Raw genomic sequence first — 16,697 nt, 5'->3', positions numbered from 1 at the left:
GTCGCGCCGGATGTCCACAACCGGCGCGAGTTCCCTTATTGTCACGGGCGACATGGGACTTAATTCCCTGGTCCGTGACCTGCGAGAACGAGACGGTTTTACTGGAACATGTCCGTATCCGTCCCTTTCGGCCCGAAGACCACGCGCCGACGACCGTCCCGAGGACCCGATGACCACCAGCCAGACCGCGGCCAGAACCCGCCCCGAGCCGCAGGCCCCCGGCGCCCAGCGCGTCCTGTGGATGTCGACGATCTCCTTCACCGTGATGTTCGCGGTGTGGCTGATGTTCGGCATCCTCGGCATCCCCATCCAGAAGGAGTTGGGGCTCACCGACCCCCAGCTCGCGTGGGTCTCCGCCGTCGCAGTTCTCAACGGATCGCTGTGGCGACTGCCGGCGGGCATGCTCACCGACCGCATCGGTGGCCGCAAGATGACCATCGCGCTGCTCATCATGACCGCGGTGCCCGCCTACCTCGTCGCGACCGCGCACTCCTACGGGATGCTGCTCGTCCTCGCGTTCCTCGTCGGCTTCGCCGGCAACCTCTTCTCGGTCGGCGTCGCCTGGAACGCCGCCTGGTTCACCCGTGACCGTCAGGGCTTCGCCCTCGGACTCTTCGGCGCCGGCAACGTCGGCGCGTCGGTCACCAAGTTCATCGGTCCCGCGCTCATCACCGGTACGGCCGGAGCCACGTACTTCGGGTTCATCGAGGGCGGGTGGCGGCTCGTCCCGGTCATCTACTCGGTGCTGCTCATCGTCCTGGCGATCGCGACCTTCGTCATCGTACCGCGGCACGACCGGATGCCCGGTGCGAGCAAGCCGATCGGCGAGATGCTCACCCCGCTGCGCGACGTGCGCGTGTGGCGGTTCAGCCTCTACTACGTCGCCGTGTTCGGCGCCTACGTCGCCCTGTCGGCCTGGATGCCGAAGTACTACATCGACAACTTCGGCGTCTCGCTGCAGAGCGCGGCGCTGCTCACCGCGACGTTCATCTTCCCGGCCTCGCTGCTGCGCCCGGTCGGCGGCTGGATGTCGGACCGGTGGGGCGCCCGCCGCGTCATGTACCAGACGTTCGCGATCATGCTCGTGACCAGCGGAATCCTCATGATGCCCAACGGCCACATCGTCATCAGCCACGCCGACGGGCACACGAGCGAGCACCTCGCCTACGCCATGCCGCTGTGGGGTGCCGTGACCCTCGTGTTCCTCCTCGGCTGCGCCATGGGATTCGGCAAGGCGGCCGTCTACAAGCACATCCCCGAGTACTTCCCCGACAACGTCGGCTCCGTCGGCGGCCTCGTCGGCATGCTCGGCGGGCTCGGCGGCTTCTTCCTGCCGCCGCTGTTCGCCTACACCAAGGCATGGTCCGGGTTCCCGACGAGTACGTTCTTCGTCCTCTTCATCCTCGTCGCCGTGTGCGCCGTGTGGATGCACGTGACGATCTTGCGTATGCATGAGAAGCACGCGCCGCACATCGCGCGTGACATCGACGACCACACCGTGGCCGTGACACGCACGCCCAGCCCCTCACTCGACAGCGAGGTCAATTCATGAGCAGCACCCCCACCCCGGCCGCCGCTCCGGACAAACGCTCCGGTGGCGAGTGGCTGCAGTCGTGGGACCCGGAGAACGCCGAGACGTGGGACTCCGGTCTCGCCTGGCGGACCCTCTGGATCACGACGTTCTGTCTCACCCTGTGCTTCGTCGCCTGGTTCCTGCCCAGCGCGATCATCCCCAAGCTCAACCCGCTCGGATACGAGTTCACCAAGAGCCAGCTCTACTGGATGGCGGCCATGCCCGGCCTCGCGGCCGGTCTGCTGCGCATCATCTGGATGGTGCTGCCGCCCATCATGGGCACCCGCAAGATGGTGGCGCTGACCACGCTGCTGCTCGTCGCCTCGACCCTCGGCTGGGGCGTGCGCGTGCAACAGCCCACGGCCCCCTACTGGGAGCTCATGGTCCTCGCGTTCCTCGCCGGCATCGGCGGCGGCGCGTTCTCGGGCTTCATGCCGAGCACGTCCTACTTCTTCCCCAAGCGCATGCAGGGCACCGCCCTCGGCATCCAGGCCGGCCTCGGTAACCTCGGCGTCTCGCTCGTGCAGCTCCTGACGCCCTACCTCATCGCGCTCGGCGCCCTCGCGTTCTTCGGCGGCAGCCAGATGATGTCGATGCCGGGCAAGCCGTCGAAGGAGGTCTGGTTCCAGAACGCCGCGTTCGTGTGGATCCCGCTGATGATCATCGGGGCGATCCTCGCGTGGACGATGCTCAAGTCGGTGCCGATCAAGGCCAACGTCAAGCAGCAGTTCGACATCTTCGGCAACGTCGACACGTGGTACATGACCCTGCTCTACATCATGACCTTCGGCACGTTCTCCGGCCTGTCCGCGCAGTTCGGCCTCCTCATGGCCAACCTCTACGGCATCGGCAACCCCGAGATCGTCCAGGGCACGGGCGCGAACACGCAGGTCCTCGTGGCCGGCTACAACGTGCCCGACGTCGCCGCCTACGTCTTCCTCGGCCCGCTGGTCGGCGCCGTGGCCCGGTTCGTCTTCGCCCCGCTCACCGACCGCATGGGCGGCGCGATCTGGACGCTCATCTCCGGTATCGGCCTCGTGTTCTCGATCGCCTACACGATCCCGGCCCTCTCCCCCGACGCGACCTCGGCCGACACTCTGCACGCCGGGTTCAACCAGTTCCTGTGGGGCATGCTCGCGATCTTCCTGTTCAGCGGCATCGGCAACGCGAGCACCTTCAAGCAGATGCCGATGATCTTCGAGAAGCGCCAGGCCGGTGGCGTCATCGGCTGGACCGCCGCCATCGCCGCCTTCGGCCCGTTCTTCTTCGGCATCGGCGTGACCACGCTCGGTCCGACGATCTTCTACGCCATCGGCATCGCGTTCGCGCTCCTGTGCATCGTCATCACGTGGATGCGCTACGCCCGCAAGGGGGCTCCCAAGCCGAGCTGACGGCCGCGTCACGAGACGCACGACGCAGAACGGCCGGCTCCCGTCTCGGGAGCCGGCCGTTCTGCGTGTTCGAGGTCGAGGCGAGGTCGCTTCGGGCATGAAAAAAGGGGGACGCTGCCGGGCGTGACCCCTGATTCCACGCCCGGCGCGTTCCCCCGTCGGGCCGAGGATTCGGACCGGTTCGGATGCGGCCTGCCACCGCATGCATCACGGTACGGGCGGGGCCCTCGGGGGGGCATCCGCCTTGAGGATGAAGTGACGATGCCCTTAAGTCGTACGTCGTAACTGAACGAGGCTCGGGGCGGCGCCCGGGACGGGGCTGCCGGACGCGCACTCGTGCCCGGGCGACGGCGTCAGCGCGCCAGCCCGGGCGTCAGTCGCTCATGCGCGCGCGAACACGACCCGGAACTCGTCCTCGGAGACCGGGTCGACCTCGGCGGTGTACTCCCCCGGCAGCCGTTCCTCGAGGAGCTGGGCGATGCCCGAGGGGTCGGTGTTGACGACGACCCGCACCGAGCCCTGCGCCGGCAGACCCATGAGCACACCGAAGATCGCGGACTGACGGATCATGGGGTCGAGTTCACGGGCGTCGAGCTCTGGGACGTAGGGCCCGCCGCAGCCACCTCCGCAGCCACCGCCACCGCAGCCGCCACGCGCCTCACCGGATCCGCACTCACCGCTCATGACCTGCCTCTTTCTCTCGTACCGCCCGCGTCTCAGACCGGCGCGCAGGCGCCTTCGGCGTGTGACACCCGTGCACGGGGCTCGACGCGATGGCCGACTCAGCCTATCGACCGGAGGCAGGGATGAAACACTGTCCCCGGGCGGCAGGAGAACCGGCAGTCGACCCGCTCCGCCGCCCGCTCGCCGACCGACAGGAGAAGCCATGCTGGTTCGAGAGATCATGACGGCCCCGGGCGTCAGCATCCACGCCGGCGCCGACCTCGACGAGGCGATCGACCTGCTCGCGAGCAAGCGCATCACGCTGCTGCCGGTCGTCGACGACTCCCACCACCTCGTCGGCGTCATCAGCGAGATCGACGTACTGCGCCGTGCGGTGGAACCCGACAGCCGCGCACAACTCGGACTGCTTCCCGACAGCGAGCCGCTGCCCCGGCACCTCACCGAGATCATGACGAAGGAGCCGCGGACCACGACCGAGGGCGCCGACGTGGCCGACCTCGTCGACGTGTTCGTCACGACCTCGATCAAGAGCCTGCCCGTCGTGCGCGGCGAGGAGCTCGTCGGCATCGTCAGCCGCAGCGACATCATCCGCGCGTTCTGGCGCAAGGACAGCGAACTCAAGGACGAACTCGTGTCGGTCTTCGCCGACTACGGCCAGCAGGGCTGGGAGTTCGACGTCGCCCACGGCGTCGTGACGATCCGCGGTACCGGATCCGCCCGCGACCGCGACGTCGCCGTGGCGATCGCCCGCTCGGTACTCGGGGTCCGCCGCGTGCGTGTCGAGGGCGAGGGGTGAGCAGCCCGGCGCCCGAGGTCCGCACCGACGCCGACCGGCACGGCAGGAGACGACGCGCACCGCTCGTGGCGGGCATCGCTGCGGCCGCGCTGCTCGTCGGCGGCCTGGCCCTCGGTGCCGTGCGCGGCAACTCACCGGCCACCCCACCGGCTCCACCGGCTCCGGCGGGGACGTCGGCGCCGACCTCCGCCGCGGCGCCGACCACTGGTGAGGGCGGCACGCCGGGTGCGACGGGGACGAGCGAGACGGATCGGCTCATCGCCTCGGTGCAACGTCGCGAGAAGGACGACCCGTTCGCGCTCGGCAAGGTCGACGCCCCGGTCGTGCTCGTGGAGTTCTCCGACTGGCGCTGCCCCTTCTGCGCGCTGTGGGCCACGACGACGAAGCCCGAGCTTCAGCGGTTCGTCGACGACGGCACCCTGCGCATCGAGTACCGCGATCTGCCGATCTTCGGGGAACAGTCCCAGGTCGCCGCGCGCGCCGGGCGGGCGGCCGGCATGCAGGGTCGGTTCTGGGAGTTCTACCGCGTCGTGTTCGACGCGGCGCCGCAACGCGGCCACCCCGACCTCACCCCCGAGAAACTCGTCGCGTTCGCCCAGCAGGCCGGGGTCCCGGACATGAAGAAGTTCGGCGCCGACATGGACTCACCCGAGGTCACCGCGCAGTTGCGACGCGACGCCGAGGACGCGCGACGTCTCGGGGCTCCCGGCAGCGTCCCGCTGTTCCTCATCGGCAACGAGGCGGTGAGCGGCGCCCAGCCCACGGAGGTGTTCGTCCAGGCCGTCGAACGGCAGGTCGCGGGCAAGCGGTGAGGGGCGCGGCAGAGCGACGCGCGCTGGCTCGTCATGCAGAGGCGCCGAGAGCCGTGAACGCCGCGAGGAGCCACGAAGACCCTCTGCGACGGCACACCGCGTGCGGATGTGTAGGTGACCGATGACCGACATCGGATACGCCGCCGCGCTGCTGGGCGGGGTCGCGACCCTGCTCAGCCCGTGTGCCGCGATGCTCCTGCCGGCGTTCTTCGCGTACGCGTTCACGTCGGCGACGACGCTCGTCGGCCGCACGTTCGTCTTCTTCGCCGGGTTGCTGACGACGCTCGTCCCGCTGGGAGCACTCGCCGGCGGGCTGGGGGCCTTGCTGGTCGCACAGCGGTCGTGGCTCGTCGTCGTCGCGGCGGGGGTGATCGTCGTGCTCGGGGTGCTGCAGATGCTGGGAATCCCGTTGCCGGGGGTCTCGCGCCGCGGCTCGGGGGCCGACTCGGCGAGCCCCGTCGCGATCTACACCCTCGGTCTGGCCTACGGGGTGGCGGGAGTGTGCTCGGGCCCGATCCTCGGGTCGGTCCTCACGGTCGCGGCGCTCGGCGGAGACCCGTTCTACGGGGCGATGCTCCTCGTCGTCTACGCCACCGGGATGGTGCTGCCCGTCCTGGCGCTCGCGCTGCTGTGGACCCGGCTCGACCTCGGGTCGAAGACGTGGCTGCGTCCACGGCCCGTTCGCGTCGGCCGGTTCGAGACCACGGTGGGCAACCTCGTCTCCGGTGGACTGTTCGTGCTGGTCGGGCTCCTGCTCCTCGTCACCGAGGGCACGGCGTCGCTCTCCGGAGTGCTCGGAGTCGGCGCCCAACAACGCGTCGAGCAGTGGATGCTGCAGGCCGGTCACGCGATCCCCGACCTCGGGGTCGTGCTGTTGGTCGGGGTCGTGCTCGCCACGGCCGGACTCGCCGCCCGCCGGCGCCCTTGACGCGGACCGGAGACGCTCCCAGCGCGCCGAGACAGCCGTCGTTTCCGGCTTCGACGCCCGGCACGCCTGGAGTTGGGCAGGTCGAGGCCGGAAACGGCGGCTGTCTCGGCGCGTCAGGAGACCTGGCGCACGTCCACCAGCTCGGGGTATCCCGCTCGGATCCCCGTCTCCACGCGGTACCTCAACGTCGCGGCGGCGGCCGGGCAGTGGCCGCAGGCTCCGGTGAGCCGGACGTCGACCGTGCCGTCGTGGGCGCCGACGAACTCGATGTGACCCCCGTGGGAGCGCACGTAGTCGCCTGCCTCGCCGTCGATCGCCGCTCGCGCCGCCTCGGCGAGGAGGGCGTCCGGGCCTTCGACGCGGTGGGATTCCGCGCTCCACGCCTCCGGTCGGCGCAGGGCCTCCCCGAGCGCGGTTCGCACCCGCGGACCGAACTCGCGCCAGGTGAGGCCGGGTCGCAACCGGATCGTCACGGCGTCCGCCCCGGCCTCGACCCACTCGACCTCGCCGCTCGCGATGAGCGTGTCGAGCGCCCCGGGGGCGGCGGTGACCCTGCCCCGCACGGCGAGCACGCCCGGCGGCACCACCCATCGCAGAGCGCGCGGGTCGTCGGTGACGGCCTCCGGATGCACCGGGACGACCGTGCCCTCGTCACCGAACTCGTCTGGCCGGGCCTCCGGCTCGGGGCGCGAGGCGGCGCCGGGACGCGACGAACGGCGGAATCTCACATCAACGCCTCGACGACCTGGCGGGTGAGGAACGCCATCGTCCAGGCGAGGACGAACATGTACGAGAACGCGATCGCGGGCCACTTCCACGTGCCGGTCTCGCGTCTCAGCACGCCGATGGTCGACATGCACTGCAGGGCGTAGAGGAAGAAGACGAGCAGCGCGGCGACGGTGGGGGGCGTGAACAGCGGCTCGCCCGCGTGCTCCCCGTCGAGCACGGTCATGTGCGAGAGCGCCGCGGTGGGCTCCTCCGGATCGGTCGCGGCCGCCACCTGACCGAGGGTCGCGACGAAGACCTCGCGCGCCGAGAGCGACGCGAGCACACCGACGTTGATGCGCCAGTCGAAGCCGAGCGGCTCGAAGACCGGCCCGACCACCCGACCGATGTCGGCGGCGTAGGAGTGATCGACGACGTAGGAGCTCACGGCGATGTCGTCGCCCACGTCGACACCCGCGGCGGCCAGGTCGGCGTCGCTGCGGATCGGCAGGTTGAGCAGCAGCCAGAGCAGGATCGTCGTCGCGAGGATGATCGTCGTGACCTTGCGCAGGAACGCCTTGCACGCGTCCCACACCGCGAGCCCGACCGATCGCCAGCTCGGCCAGCGGTAGCTCGGCATCTCCATGTAGAACGGCAGGATCGGGCCACGCCGATCACCGATGCGTTTGAACACCCAGGCCATCGTCATCGCCGAGACGGCTCCGACGAGATACATGACGAACATGATCGTGCCCTGCGCGCCGAAGGGTCCGAACCGTGCCTCGCGAGGCACGAGCAGGCCGATGAGCAGCACGTACACCGGCAGCCGGGCCGAGCACGTCATGAGCGGGGCGGCCATCATCGTCGCGAGGCGGTCACGGGCCGAGGGCAGGGTGCGGGTGGCCATGATGCCGGGGATCGCGCAGGCGACGCTCGAGAGCAGCGCCACGAACGCGCGCCCCTCGAGCCCGGCCTTCGACATCACCCGGTCCATGAGGAACGCCGCCCGCGACATGTACCCGACCGACTCCATGAGCGAGACGAGCAGGAACAACAGCGCGATCTGGGGCAGGAAGACGACGACGCCGCCGAGGCCACCGATGAGCGCGTCGCCGAGGAACGACGCGAGCCACGGGTTGGCGACGTGCGCGGCGACGAGCGAGCCGAGCGCGGCGAATCCCTCCTCGACCTTGTCCTGCACCGGCGCGGCGAGCGTGAAGATCGTCTGGAAGAACGTGAACATCACCGCGAAGAACACGAGCGTGCCGGCCACGGGGTGAAGCAGCACCGCGTCGATGCGACGGGTGCGCTCGTCGACCTGGGGGGTTCGGTACTGCGCGGTGCGCAGGATCGACTCGATCCACGCGACGGTCTCGGCGGAGTCCGTCGGGGGCGCCAGCGGGGGCACGCGCCAGGACCGGGCCGCAGGCAACGACTCCCGCAGCTCGGCCATCCCGCGACCCCCGGCGACGACGACGTGCACGTCGACCCCGAGAGCGCGACGCAGCGCTTCGACGTCGAGCGCGCCGCCGCGGCGCTGCAGCTCGTCGGTGAACGAGAGCACCACCGCGGTGGGCAGCCCGACCTGCAACACCTGCGCGAGCAACCCGAGCGATCGCCGCAGCGAGGTCGCGTCGAGGAGGACGAGCAGGGCATCCGGCGTCGCGGTGGGGTTCTCGGGATCGAGGACGTCGGTGACGACGTACTCGTCGGGGCTGATGGGGTCGAGGGAGTACGTTCCGGGAAGGTCCTCGACGACGACGTCGTCCTCGCCGCAGCGGCACAGGCCTTCGAAGCGCGCGACGGTCACGCCGGGGTAGTTGCCGGTCTTGGCACGCAGGCCCGTCAGCGCGTTGAACAGCGTCGTCTTGCCGGCGTTGGGGCTGCCGACGAGCGCGATGCGCAGATCGCCCGCGACCGCCGTCGCACCGCCTCCGCCGCAGTGATCGGCCGCCATCAGGCGAGCGGGGCGTCGATGCGGATCGCTGCCGCGTGTCGGCGGCGCAGCGCGATCTCGGTGTCGGCGACGCGGAAGATCGTCGGATCCGACAGCGGGGCCCGGCGCAGGACCTCCACGAGGGCACCCGGGGCGAAGCCGAGGTCGACGAGCCGGCGAGCGGCCGCGGGGTCCAGGTCTCCGCCGACGCCGGCCACGATCGCGCGGGCACCGACGGGCAGGGCGGCCAGGGTTCCGGCGGCGGGGCGGCGGCGACGCAGCAGACCGCGTGTGCGGGGTGTGTGCTCGGCGAGCGCGGGCGCGGCTGTCCCGGTGGGGATCTCGCGCCGCGCGATCAAGGTGGCGAACTCTGACATGGCGACTACTCTCGACCCGGCCGGTGGGCCGGTGTTGACAGGCGTGGTCGATCGTCGCGATAGGCGATCCGGATGAACGAGGTCAGGCTAACCTAACGCCTCCTCACCCCGTCTATGACGTCCGTCACCGAGGCGCATCCCGGCCCGACGGTGACAGCGGCAGGAACCGCACGTACCGGCAATTCGCTTGTCGCCCCGATGAATTCGTCTCGAATCTCTCATGTGCGTCGCGCCGGTGCCGATCGGGTCGACGACGAGGTGTGTCCGGATCCGAGGAGGTGCGCGTGGCGTCCACCTACCTGCGCGCCGCCCTCGCCGCGGCGGCGGGCGCCGCACTGATCACCATGTCGACCTCCGGGTACGCCGCCTGGCAGAGCGCCGCGGTCCCCGCGCCCGAGGGTGCTTCGCTCGAGGCCGGACCGGTCAAGACCCTGCTCACCTCCCCCGGCGGGTCGCCGCGCACGGTGGACACGCAAGCGGGGATCCGGGCGCGAGTGGGAGACACCGTGACCGTCGAGGTTCCCGTGATCGTCCACACCGGAGGCGTGCCTCGTTCCACCCTCACCGTCGACGTCCCGCCCGCCGCGGGCGATCGCGCTCTCGCCGCGGAGTTGACGGCCGTCGGGCCTCGCGTCGAGGTCGTGCCGCTCGACGGCGGCCCCGACCTCGAACCCGTTGCGGGACGTTCCGGCGCGCACACCGTGCCCGCCGCCGCGGACGGCCATACCTACGCCGTGCGCTGGAGCGCGGCGACCCGGATCACGCGCGACGGCAAGGCTCCCGGTGCTCGCAACGGCTGGGGCAACGGCCCGGAGTCGCTCCAGGGCGCGTCGGTCGGAGCCCGTCCGCTCACCGTGTCGCTCACCTCGCCGTCACTCGCTTTCACCGACCGGCGCCGGTGGGTCGGCACGGCCCGCGACGACGACGGCCCCCACCCCGAACGGAGCCCGGTGATGACGCGACTCCTGCCGCTGGCGATCGGAGGCCTGGCGCTGACCGCGATCGGCGTCTCGGCGACGCAGGCGCTCGGGGTGAACGGCACCGAACTCCCGGCCACCCCGAGCACGACCGTGCAGGTCGTCGTGCCGGAGATCCGGATGGACACCACCGCGGTGCGTGTCGCCACGGCCCCCGGTGGTTCGACCCTGAGCCCGCTCGGGACGCTGCCCGTCTCGGTGCGGCCGACATCGGTGACGATGACGGCGCAACCGCCGCTGAAGGCCGCGGACCTGCCTGGCCTGCTCGCGGAGGTGGGGGTCGAGATCCGCTGGGGTGAGACGGGGTGCGACGCGACGACGTGGTCGGTCGAGCCGGGAGACTTCGACAAACGCGCAGTCGCCGCGCCGAAGCCCACGGGCACGACGACCGAGGCGCCGCTGGGGCAGGGACGTCGGACGTGCGCGCTGTTGGCCTCGTCGCTGTCCGAGGACGAACTCGTCCAGCGGTTCGCCGGTCGCACCGTCCTCGCGAGGACACAGTGGGAGTCCGCCGCGCCGGCCCCCGTCTCGTGGTCGTCGACGGCGACGACGAAGGCCCTGCTCACCGGCCTGGACGTCCTCCCCGCCCCCGTACGCCGGGCGCTGCCGGTGTGGGCGAGCAGGAGCCTCGCGCGGCGGCGGCCACACGTGGAACTCACGTCGGCTTCCGCCTCGCCTGCTGCGCTCGCGACGACACACCGTGCCGCGATCGATGCCGTTCCGGCTGGTCGCGAGGCCGTCGCTGTCGCCGATGAACGACGGCCTGCCGCGCCGCTTCCGACGGCCCCCGTGCCCCGAGGGCGATCCGCCGTGGCCGCGGCCTACGCCCTCGACGAGACCGACCAAAGCGCTGAGAACACCGGACGCATCGAGAGCGCCGCGGGCGACGTCGATGCGAACCCCTCCCACCCCAGGTCGTCGAATCGCCCGGACGCCACCGTCGACCTCGACGGTGAATCGCCTCGGCACCCCGAGGTCGCGTCAACCCCTCCCATCGCGCCATTCGCCTGGGACGATCCGGACGCGTCCATCAGGGACGACGATCCGGGCGCTGCCGGGCAGGACGATCTGAGCGCTGCGAGGCAGGAGGACTCGGGCATTGCCACGGAGGACGACCTGAGCACTGTCAGGCAGGACGATCCGAGCGCTCCCAGGCAGGACGATCCGAGCGAACTGCCCACCCGTCGAGCGCGGTCGCGAGAACGCCGACGCCGTCCCTGGCACAGGATCACCGACGCGGCCGCGGCTGCCGTCGGCACCGTCGTCCTCGCCGCTCGAACTCTCGACCACCGTCAGGAGGACCCCGAGGACGCGAGTGGCCGGGGACGCCACCGCAGTCCGCTCCCCGCGACGCCGATCGAGGTGACGCGCGCCTCACGCCGGAGACGGCGCGGGTCGGCGGCGGCCACCTCGACGGAGACGACCCCCTCATCGACCACGGCCCCCACCACGCCCCTCAGCCCGGCCGTCGACGGACAGAACGCGAGCCCGGACGACGTGCCCACGCCCGTCGACCCCGACGATCTCGGGCGTCGGACGGGACCACCGACCCCGTCGTCGGAGGAGGACAACCCGTGGCGCCGGCGCGCGAGTCACGCGGAGGTCCGGCGGGCCGCCCTCATCCAGGATTTCGAGGCCCGCCGCGCCGCCGCCGAGGCCGCGATGCGCCTCGAACTCGATCGCGCCCGGCTGCTCTCCCCCGCCGAACGCCTCGCAGCGGAACGCGACAGTGGACCCTCACCGGCCACGCACCGCCGGAGCGCGCCTCCGCCGCCCGACCACGAGGCGTGACGAGAACACTCGAACAGGCACTTTCGTCCTCCGGGCAATCCCGAAAACGCTCGGAGAGGCGTTTTCGTCCGATTCCGTGCGACCAAAAGGCCTGTTCGAGCGGGAGGGGGTGGGTGGTGCGCATGGGAGGGCTGAGCGTCCGGCACACGGCCGGATCGAGGGCAGCGAGCACACGGCCGGATCGAGGGGAGCGACCAGAGGCAGACTCCGCTCGAACAGGCTCTTTCACCCCGCGAAGCCGGACGAAACCGCCTGTTCGAGCGGGGAGAGTGGTGCGAACCGCCTGTCTGAGCGACGAGGGGCGGGTCAGGAGAGGTCGGGACCCAGGAGCGCGAGCTCGCGGCCTGCGAGGTAGGCGAGGGAGAGGTCGAGCAGCTCGCCGCAGAGCGGAGTGCCGCTGGGGTTCTCCTCGTAGGCGGTGTAGACGTCCTCGACGTAGGTGATCGGCACGTCGTCGCCGTCGCGCAGAGCGCCGACGAGCCGGTCGGCGGCGATCTGCAGCACGAAGAAGCTGACCGCGAGGTCACCGTCGCCGCTCTCCGGCAGCCGTTCTCCGGTGACCACGCGGATGAGATCGCGGTCGCTCGTCGTGAGCGCCGAGAGTTCGCGCTCCCCGACACAGACCCAGCGGGTCTCGCCCGTCACCGGTGCCCCCAGGTCGTGGTGGGCGGCCTGGATGAGCGGCGACAGGTCGAATGCGTCATGCAGTGACATCGTCATCCCTCCTCGTTCGGCCGTGTCTCGTCGACCGTGTCGGGGCACTATCGGCACCCGCACGCCGGGCATGAGGACAGAATTGCGAGCTTGGGAGAATTAAGAACCTTGGCACGCAAGGGTTTTGGTCAAGTTCTCGTAAGGGGTACGGATTCCCGCTCGTTCGTCCCACGTGCGCAACCTGTCTCGTCGCCCTGTGTGTCCGCTGTGCGAGATCGTCGTATCGGCTGAGATTCGCCCTCAACGCCGCCGGATCCGTGCCCGGATCGTCGTCGTGACATCGCTCTCGCCCTCGCGCCGCAGGTGCCCGGCCTCCTCGAACTCCTTGAGCGTCGACTCCAGTGACGGCGGCACTCCGGCGGCACGTTCGGCGTCGATACGAGCGGCCTCGTCGACGTAGGTGCCGATGTCGTGGTCCTCGTCGAAGGTGTGCGGCGGCTTGCCGGTGGTCACCGTCACCTGATTGCGTGAGGGGCGGTTGCGCACCCCTTCGGCCCGGGGCACGACGTCGCCCGGGTTGGCCAGATGCAGGTAGGTGACGCCGGGGACCACGGGCATCCGCCCGACCGGCGAGCCCGCGGTGAGCACCTTGAGCCGATACGCCCGCATGGCGGGCAGCGCCGCGGCCGACATGGCCGTCATCCCGCCCTGGCTGTGGCCGACGAGCAGCACCTCGGCGCCGGGAGGGATTCCGGCGCGTTCGAGCACCTCGGGGATGAGCCGGGCCTCGGCGGAGGCACGCCCGAGGGCGCCCTCGACGTTGGGCCGCATCGACCGATACTCCTCCCCCCGGCGCAGGTCGAGCAGATCCCAGGCGGAGGTGCCGGCGAGGTCGACGACGTAGCTCTCCCGCTCTCGTCCGGAGGCGTCGACGTAGCTGCGCTTGCGGACGTCGACCGTGTCGACCTCCTCGTCGCCGTCGCGGCTGGTGGCGGCGTAGCTGTCGTGCACGGTCTGCAACGCGCCCGCGAGTCCGGCCGGCACCGCCGTCTGCGTGGGCAGGGCCCACACGTCGTCGATGACCAACTCCTGTCGGCCGTAGAGGTTCTCGACCGGCAGGTCGGGCCACGTGAACTGCGGGCATGCCGGGAGCCGGTACTCCTCGTCCTCACCATTGCCTGGAGTACCGGGAGTACCTGGAGTCGTCGTGCACTGCCCCGCGCTCTCCAGCACCCACGGGTTCTGGCGAGGTTGTCGCAGATCGTGCACCCCCCGGTCCAGTAGGAGATCGAACGCGCGAGCGTTGGCGGCGTCGACGTCGCGGTAGAGCACGACGGCCACCTGGGTGTGCTCGGCGAGCGCGGTGCGGGCCTGCACGTGCCGCTCGAGCGTGCGAGCGAGGCCGAGGATGATCCGCGCGTCGGTGGCTCGACGGGCGAACGACGCGGACGGGATCGCGGCGAGGCACACGTCGAGGTCGATGCGGCGGAGGTCCCACACGTGCCGCCGCATCTCCTCGGCCCGATTGCGGTAGGCCACCGCCGCCCGCTGCACCGCCTCGACGTCGGTGACGAAACGGCTCGCCGGATCGTGCGCTCCACCGGCCACCCGGACGGGCGCGCGCGGTCGCGGCGGGAGGATCTCGGGCGACCACGCCCGCGGGATCGACCCCGGACCCACCGGTGGGCGGCTCACGGCTGCGCACCGAGAAGGTCACGCCGGAGCGCGGCCGAGCGCTCGCGCAGTCCGGCGACGATGCCCGTGAGCTCGTGGTCGAGCGCGTCGAGGCGCTGGTCGAGGGCGCCTCGCGCCTCGTCGTCCCACACCACCTGCGTGTACCCGGCACGAGCCAGACGGGACTGCAGCACCAGATCGTCGGCGACCGCGTCGAGGCGCGCGGCCAGACCTGCGAGGTCGGGCAGGGCGGACAGACCCGGGACCTGGGGCGGAGTGGCTCGTGAGAGGGGCGTGGGCGACGGCATGTCGCCACGCTAGGGGGATTCCCCGATCCGTGATCCGGGTTGTCCACAGGTCTACCCCGAGCGGGTGTGGGAACGTTGGACGTGGTCGCGACCGTTGGGGTGGAATGGATGCGCGCCACCCCGCCAGCCAGGTGAAGGAGATTCCATGACCGAGCCCCTGCAGCCGCCGGCCGGGATGGCCGCGGCGCCGCCGCTCACGCTCGAGGCCCCCGCGCCGTCCCAGGCCGTGCCCGCCACGAGCGCGCCCAAGATGGCGCCGCAGGTCGCGCCCGAGGCGGTGCCGGTGCTCGAGTCCAAGGTCCAGGAGTACCTCACCGGGCTCACCTCCGCCGTCACCAAGAGTCCGGAGTTCGACCGCCGCGCCGCCGATGTGCGCACGATGGGCGACTCCGACATCCGGGCGGCGGCCGAGACGAGCAACCGGCTGCTCAAGTCGCCGGTCAAGGCGCTGCAGTCGGGGGCGGTGAGCAAGGAGTCGAAGGTCGGCGCCACGCTGCTCGACCTGCGCCGCACGGTCGAGGATCTCGACCCGAGCCAGGCCAAGGGCGCCAAGAAGGTGCTCGGCATGATCCCGTTCGGCGACCGCATCACCGACTACTTCCGCAAGTACGAGTCGGCGCAGAAGCACCTCGACGGCATCCTCCACTCCCTCAAGAGCGGCCAGGACGAGCTGCAGCGCGACAACGCCGCGCTCAACCTCGAGAAGCAGCAGCTCTGGAGCTCGATGGCGCGGCTCAACCAGTACGTCTACATCGCCGAGCGGCTCGACGCGCAGCTCACGGCCCAGATCGCCGAACTCGACGCCACCGACCCCGAGCGGGCCAAGGCGATGCGCGAGGACGTGCTGTTCTACGTGCGCCAGAAGCATCAGGATCTGCTCACGCAGCTCGCGGTCTCGATCCAGAACTACCTCGCGATCGACATCGTCATCAAGAACAACATCGAGCTCATCAAGGGTGTCGACCGCGCGACGACGACGACGATCTCGGCGCTGCGCACGGCCGTCATCGTGGCGCAGGCGCTCAACAACCAGAAGCTCGTGCTCGAGCAGATCACCGCGCTCAACACGACGACGAGCAACCTCATCGAGCGCACGAGCGTCATGCTGCGCGACAACTCCGCCGCCATCCAGGAGCAGGCCGCGAGCTCGACGATCGGGCTGCCGCAGCTGCAGGCGGCGTTCCAGAACATCTACGCGACGATGGATTCCATCGACCAGTTCAAGGTGCGCGCGCTCGACAACATGGCGCAGACCATCGGCGTGCTCGAGTCCGAGGTCGCCAAGTCGCAGAGCTACCTCGACCGGGCCCGTTCGAGCGAGCAGCGCCGCGCTGCCGGCGCGTTCGACCTCGGGGACCCGCCGCGTCTGTAGCCGTGACGGGTCGGTGGTGACGGACGAACGACGAGGCGCGACAGAGGGTGGGCAGCATGTTCGGGGACTTTCTCTCCCGGCTGGGCGGCCGTGAGACGGAGGCGGAGCAGCCGATCGAGACACCGCGGGCTCCCACGGCCGACGACCTGCGGGTCGCACTCGACCGCGCCGAGTCGCTGGTCGCGGGCGGCGCCGCCCCGTCGGTGGTCGCGGCGAGAGTACGTCGGGTCACCGCCACCGTGCGCGACACGATCCCCCGGCTGGAGGTCGTCGGTCTCGGCAGCGATCAGGGGTATTCGGTGATGGCGACCGCGACGGACTACCTGCCCGAGGCCGTCAACGGATACCTGCGGTTGCCGCGCCGGTTCGCCGACAGCCGCCCCGTCGACGGTGCGCGCACCTCGCTCATGGTGCTCGTCGACCAGCTCGACCTGCTCGGCGCGACGATGGACCGCGTGTTCGACGCGGTCTGCCGCGACGACGCGACGGCCCTCGTCGCACACGCCCGGTTCCTCGAGGACAAGTTCGGCCCGGCGAGCAGCGGTGGCCGGCTCGATCTCACCGGCTCCGGCGCGGCGGAGCCACCGATGCCCCCGATGCCGTCGACGCCTGTGCCGGGCGCCGAGAAGGAGGGCGCGACCGACGCGGACGAGCCGAGTCCACTCGCACCACCCTCGCCGTGACCTGCGCAATGGCGACCCCGACCCGTTCCGCACCCG

At 70.9% G+C, this 16,697-nt stretch carries 15 protein-coding genes; 8 read left to right on the top strand and 7 right to left on the bottom strand.

Annotated elements, in window-relative coordinates; translation table 11 throughout:
- Positions 1–169 precede the first annotated feature (169 nt).
- Together BN1197_RS09980 and BN1197_RS09975 are read left to right on the top strand one after the other, a co-directional pair.
- Entirely contained in the window at positions 170–1,552 is a 1,383-nt protein-coding gene (locus BN1197_RS09980) for an MFS transporter (RefSeq protein WP_040159160.1), read from the top strand.
- Complete coding sequence (locus tag BN1197_RS09975) at positions 1,549–2,964, top strand: MFS transporter (RefSeq protein WP_040159156.1); 1,416 nt, start codon at positions 1,549–1,551, stop codon at positions 2,962–2,964. The genes BN1197_RS09980 and BN1197_RS09975 overlap by 4 nt, the downstream gene beginning before the upstream one ends.
- A 381-nt stretch (positions 2,965–3,345) precedes the next feature.
- Here the strand turns inward: BN1197_RS09975 and BN1197_RS09970 are convergent, their stop codons facing one another.
- Positions 3,346–3,648 (bottom strand): DUF2249 domain-containing protein, encoded by a 303-nt coding sequence (locus tag BN1197_RS09970; protein WP_040159154.1) that lies wholly within the window; start codon positions 3,646–3,648, stop codon positions 3,346–3,348.
- A 202-nt stretch (positions 3,649–3,850) separates the two neighbouring features.
- Here BN1197_RS09970 and BN1197_RS09965 point away from each other — a divergent pair, with 202 nt between their 5' ends.
- The 3 genes from BN1197_RS09965 (at position 3,851) to BN1197_RS09955 (ending at position 6,184) form a co-directional block, all read left to right on the top strand.
- A complete protein-coding gene (locus BN1197_RS09965) occupies positions 3,851–4,444 on the top strand; it encodes a CBS domain-containing protein (protein WP_040159151.1) in 594 nt (197 codons plus the stop codon).
- Positions 4,441–5,256: a DsbA family protein gene (locus BN1197_RS09960; protein ID WP_082043789.1), complete on the top strand. Its 816-nt coding sequence runs from the start codon at positions 4,441–4,443 to the stop codon at positions 5,254–5,256. The genes BN1197_RS09965 and BN1197_RS09960 overlap by 4 nt, the downstream gene beginning before the upstream one ends.
- A gap of 121 nt (positions 5,257–5,377) precedes the next feature.
- On the top strand, positions 5,378–6,184 hold the full coding sequence (locus BN1197_RS09955; protein ID WP_040159148.1) for a cytochrome c biogenesis CcdA family protein: 807 nt from the start codon (positions 5,378–5,380) through the stop codon (positions 6,182–6,184).
- 113 nt (positions 6,185–6,297) lie between these two features.
- Here BN1197_RS09955 and BN1197_RS09950 read toward each other — a convergent pair whose 3' ends face one another.
- The 3 genes from BN1197_RS09950 to BN1197_RS09940 are packed head-to-tail and all read right to left on the bottom strand — an operon-like array spanning position 6,298 to position 9,202.
- Entirely contained in the window at positions 6,298–6,912 is a 615-nt protein-coding gene (locus BN1197_RS09950; protein ID WP_082043788.1) for a NifU family protein, read from the bottom strand.
- Positions 6,909–8,846, bottom strand: coding sequence for a ferrous iron transporter B (feoB, locus tag BN1197_RS09945; protein WP_052466444.1), 1,938 nt, complete (start codon positions 8,844–8,846; stop codon positions 6,909–6,911). The genes BN1197_RS09950 and feoB overlap by 4 nt, the downstream gene beginning before the upstream one ends.
- Positions 8,846–9,202 carry a FeoA family protein gene (locus BN1197_RS09940; RefSeq protein ID WP_082043787.1) on the bottom strand — a complete coding sequence of 119 codons (357 nt, stop codon included), beginning with the start codon at positions 9,200–9,202 and terminating at the stop codon, positions 8,846–8,848. The genes feoB and BN1197_RS09940 overlap by 1 nt, the downstream gene beginning before the upstream one ends.
- Before the next feature lie 284 nt (positions 9,203–9,486).
- Here BN1197_RS09940 and BN1197_RS09935 point away from each other — a divergent pair, with 284 nt between their 5' ends.
- Positions 9,487–11,970: a hypothetical protein gene (locus tag BN1197_RS09935; protein WP_141397261.1), complete on the top strand. Its 2,484-nt coding sequence runs from the start codon at positions 9,487–9,489 to the stop codon at positions 11,968–11,970.
- Between the two features lie 306 nt (positions 11,971–12,276).
- On the opposite strand, the gene BN1197_RS09930 is transcribed toward BN1197_RS09935, so the two are convergent.
- From BN1197_RS09930 to BN1197_RS09920, 3 genes are all read right to left on the bottom strand, one after another.
- Positions 12,277–12,684, bottom strand: a complete 408-nt coding sequence (locus BN1197_RS09930; protein WP_141397260.1) for a hypothetical protein — start codon at positions 12,682–12,684, stop codon at positions 12,277–12,279.
- Positions 12,685–12,924: 240 nt separating this feature from the next.
- Complete coding sequence (locus BN1197_RS09925; RefSeq protein WP_141397259.1) at positions 12,925–14,319, bottom strand: alpha/beta hydrolase family protein; 1,395 nt, start codon at positions 14,317–14,319, stop codon at positions 12,925–12,927.
- Positions 14,316–14,606 (bottom strand): hypothetical protein, encoded by a 291-nt coding sequence (locus BN1197_RS09920; protein WP_040159139.1) that lies wholly within the window; start codon positions 14,604–14,606, stop codon positions 14,316–14,318. The genes BN1197_RS09925 and BN1197_RS09920 overlap by 4 nt, the downstream gene beginning before the upstream one ends.
- A gap of 145 nt (positions 14,607–14,751) precedes the next feature.
- Here BN1197_RS09920 and BN1197_RS09915 point away from each other — a divergent pair, with 145 nt between their 5' ends.
- Positions 14,752–15,978 carry a toxic anion resistance protein gene (locus BN1197_RS09915; protein WP_040159137.1) on the top strand — a complete coding sequence of 409 codons (1,227 nt, stop codon included), beginning with the start codon at positions 14,752–14,754 and terminating at the stop codon, positions 15,976–15,978.
- Positions 15,979–16,034: 56 nt separating this feature from the next.
- The gene (locus BN1197_RS09910; RefSeq protein ID WP_040159645.1) at positions 16,035–16,661 is read left to right on the top strand and encodes a hypothetical protein; all 627 of its coding nucleotides are present in this window, start codon (positions 16,035–16,037) and stop codon (positions 16,659–16,661) included.
- The last annotated feature ends 36 nt before the right edge of the window (positions 16,662–16,697 follow it).

The organism is Mobilicoccus massiliensis (genome assembly GCF_000826525.2).
Classification (GTDB): domain Bacteria; phylum Actinomycetota; class Actinomycetes; order Actinomycetales; family Dermatophilaceae; genus Mobilicoccus; species Mobilicoccus massiliensis.
Note: the sequence above shows the minus strand (reverse complement) of the source record. Positions and strands in the feature narration are given on the sequence as shown.

What these genes read in the sequence shown, in the direction of transcription:
- BN1197_RS09980 (WP_040159160.1), top strand. Translation starts at nt 170, where the DNA reads ATGACCACCAGCCAGACCGCGGCCAGAACCCGCCCCGAGCCGCAGGCC.
- BN1197_RS09975 (WP_040159156.1), top strand. Translation starts at nt 1,549, where the DNA reads ATGAGCAGCACCCCCACCCCGGCCGCCGCTCCGGACAAACGCTCCGGT.
- BN1197_RS09970 (WP_040159154.1), bottom strand. Translation starts at nt 3,648, where the DNA reads ATGAGCGGTGAGTGCGGATCCGGTGAGGCGCGTGGCGGCTGCGGTGGC.
- BN1197_RS09965 (WP_040159151.1), top strand. Translation starts at nt 3,851, where the DNA reads ATGCTGGTTCGAGAGATCATGACGGCCCCGGGCGTCAGCATCCACGCC.
- BN1197_RS09955 (WP_040159148.1), top strand. Translation starts at nt 5,378, where the DNA reads ATGACCGACATCGGATACGCCGCCGCGCTGCTGGGCGGGGTCGCGACC.
- feoB (WP_052466444.1), bottom strand. Translation starts at nt 8,846, where the DNA reads ATGGCGGCCGATCACTGCGGCGGAGGCGGTGCGACGGCGGTCGCGGGC.
- BN1197_RS09940 (WP_082043787.1), bottom strand. Translation starts at nt 9,202, where the DNA reads ATGTCAGAGTTCGCCACCTTGATCGCGCGGCGCGAGATCCCCACCGGG.
- BN1197_RS09930 (WP_141397260.1), bottom strand. Translation starts at nt 12,684, where the DNA reads ATGTCACTGCATGACGCATTCGACCTGTCGCCGCTCATCCAGGCCGCC.
- BN1197_RS09920 (WP_040159139.1), bottom strand. Translation starts at nt 14,606, where the DNA reads ATGCCGTCGCCCACGCCCCTCTCACGAGCCACTCCGCCCCAGGTCCCG.
- BN1197_RS09915 (WP_040159137.1), top strand. Translation starts at nt 14,752, where the DNA reads ATGACCGAGCCCCTGCAGCCGCCGGCCGGGATGGCCGCGGCGCCGCCG.
- BN1197_RS09910 (WP_040159645.1), top strand. Translation starts at nt 16,035, where the DNA reads ATGTTCGGGGACTTTCTCTCCCGGCTGGGCGGCCGTGAGACGGAGGCG.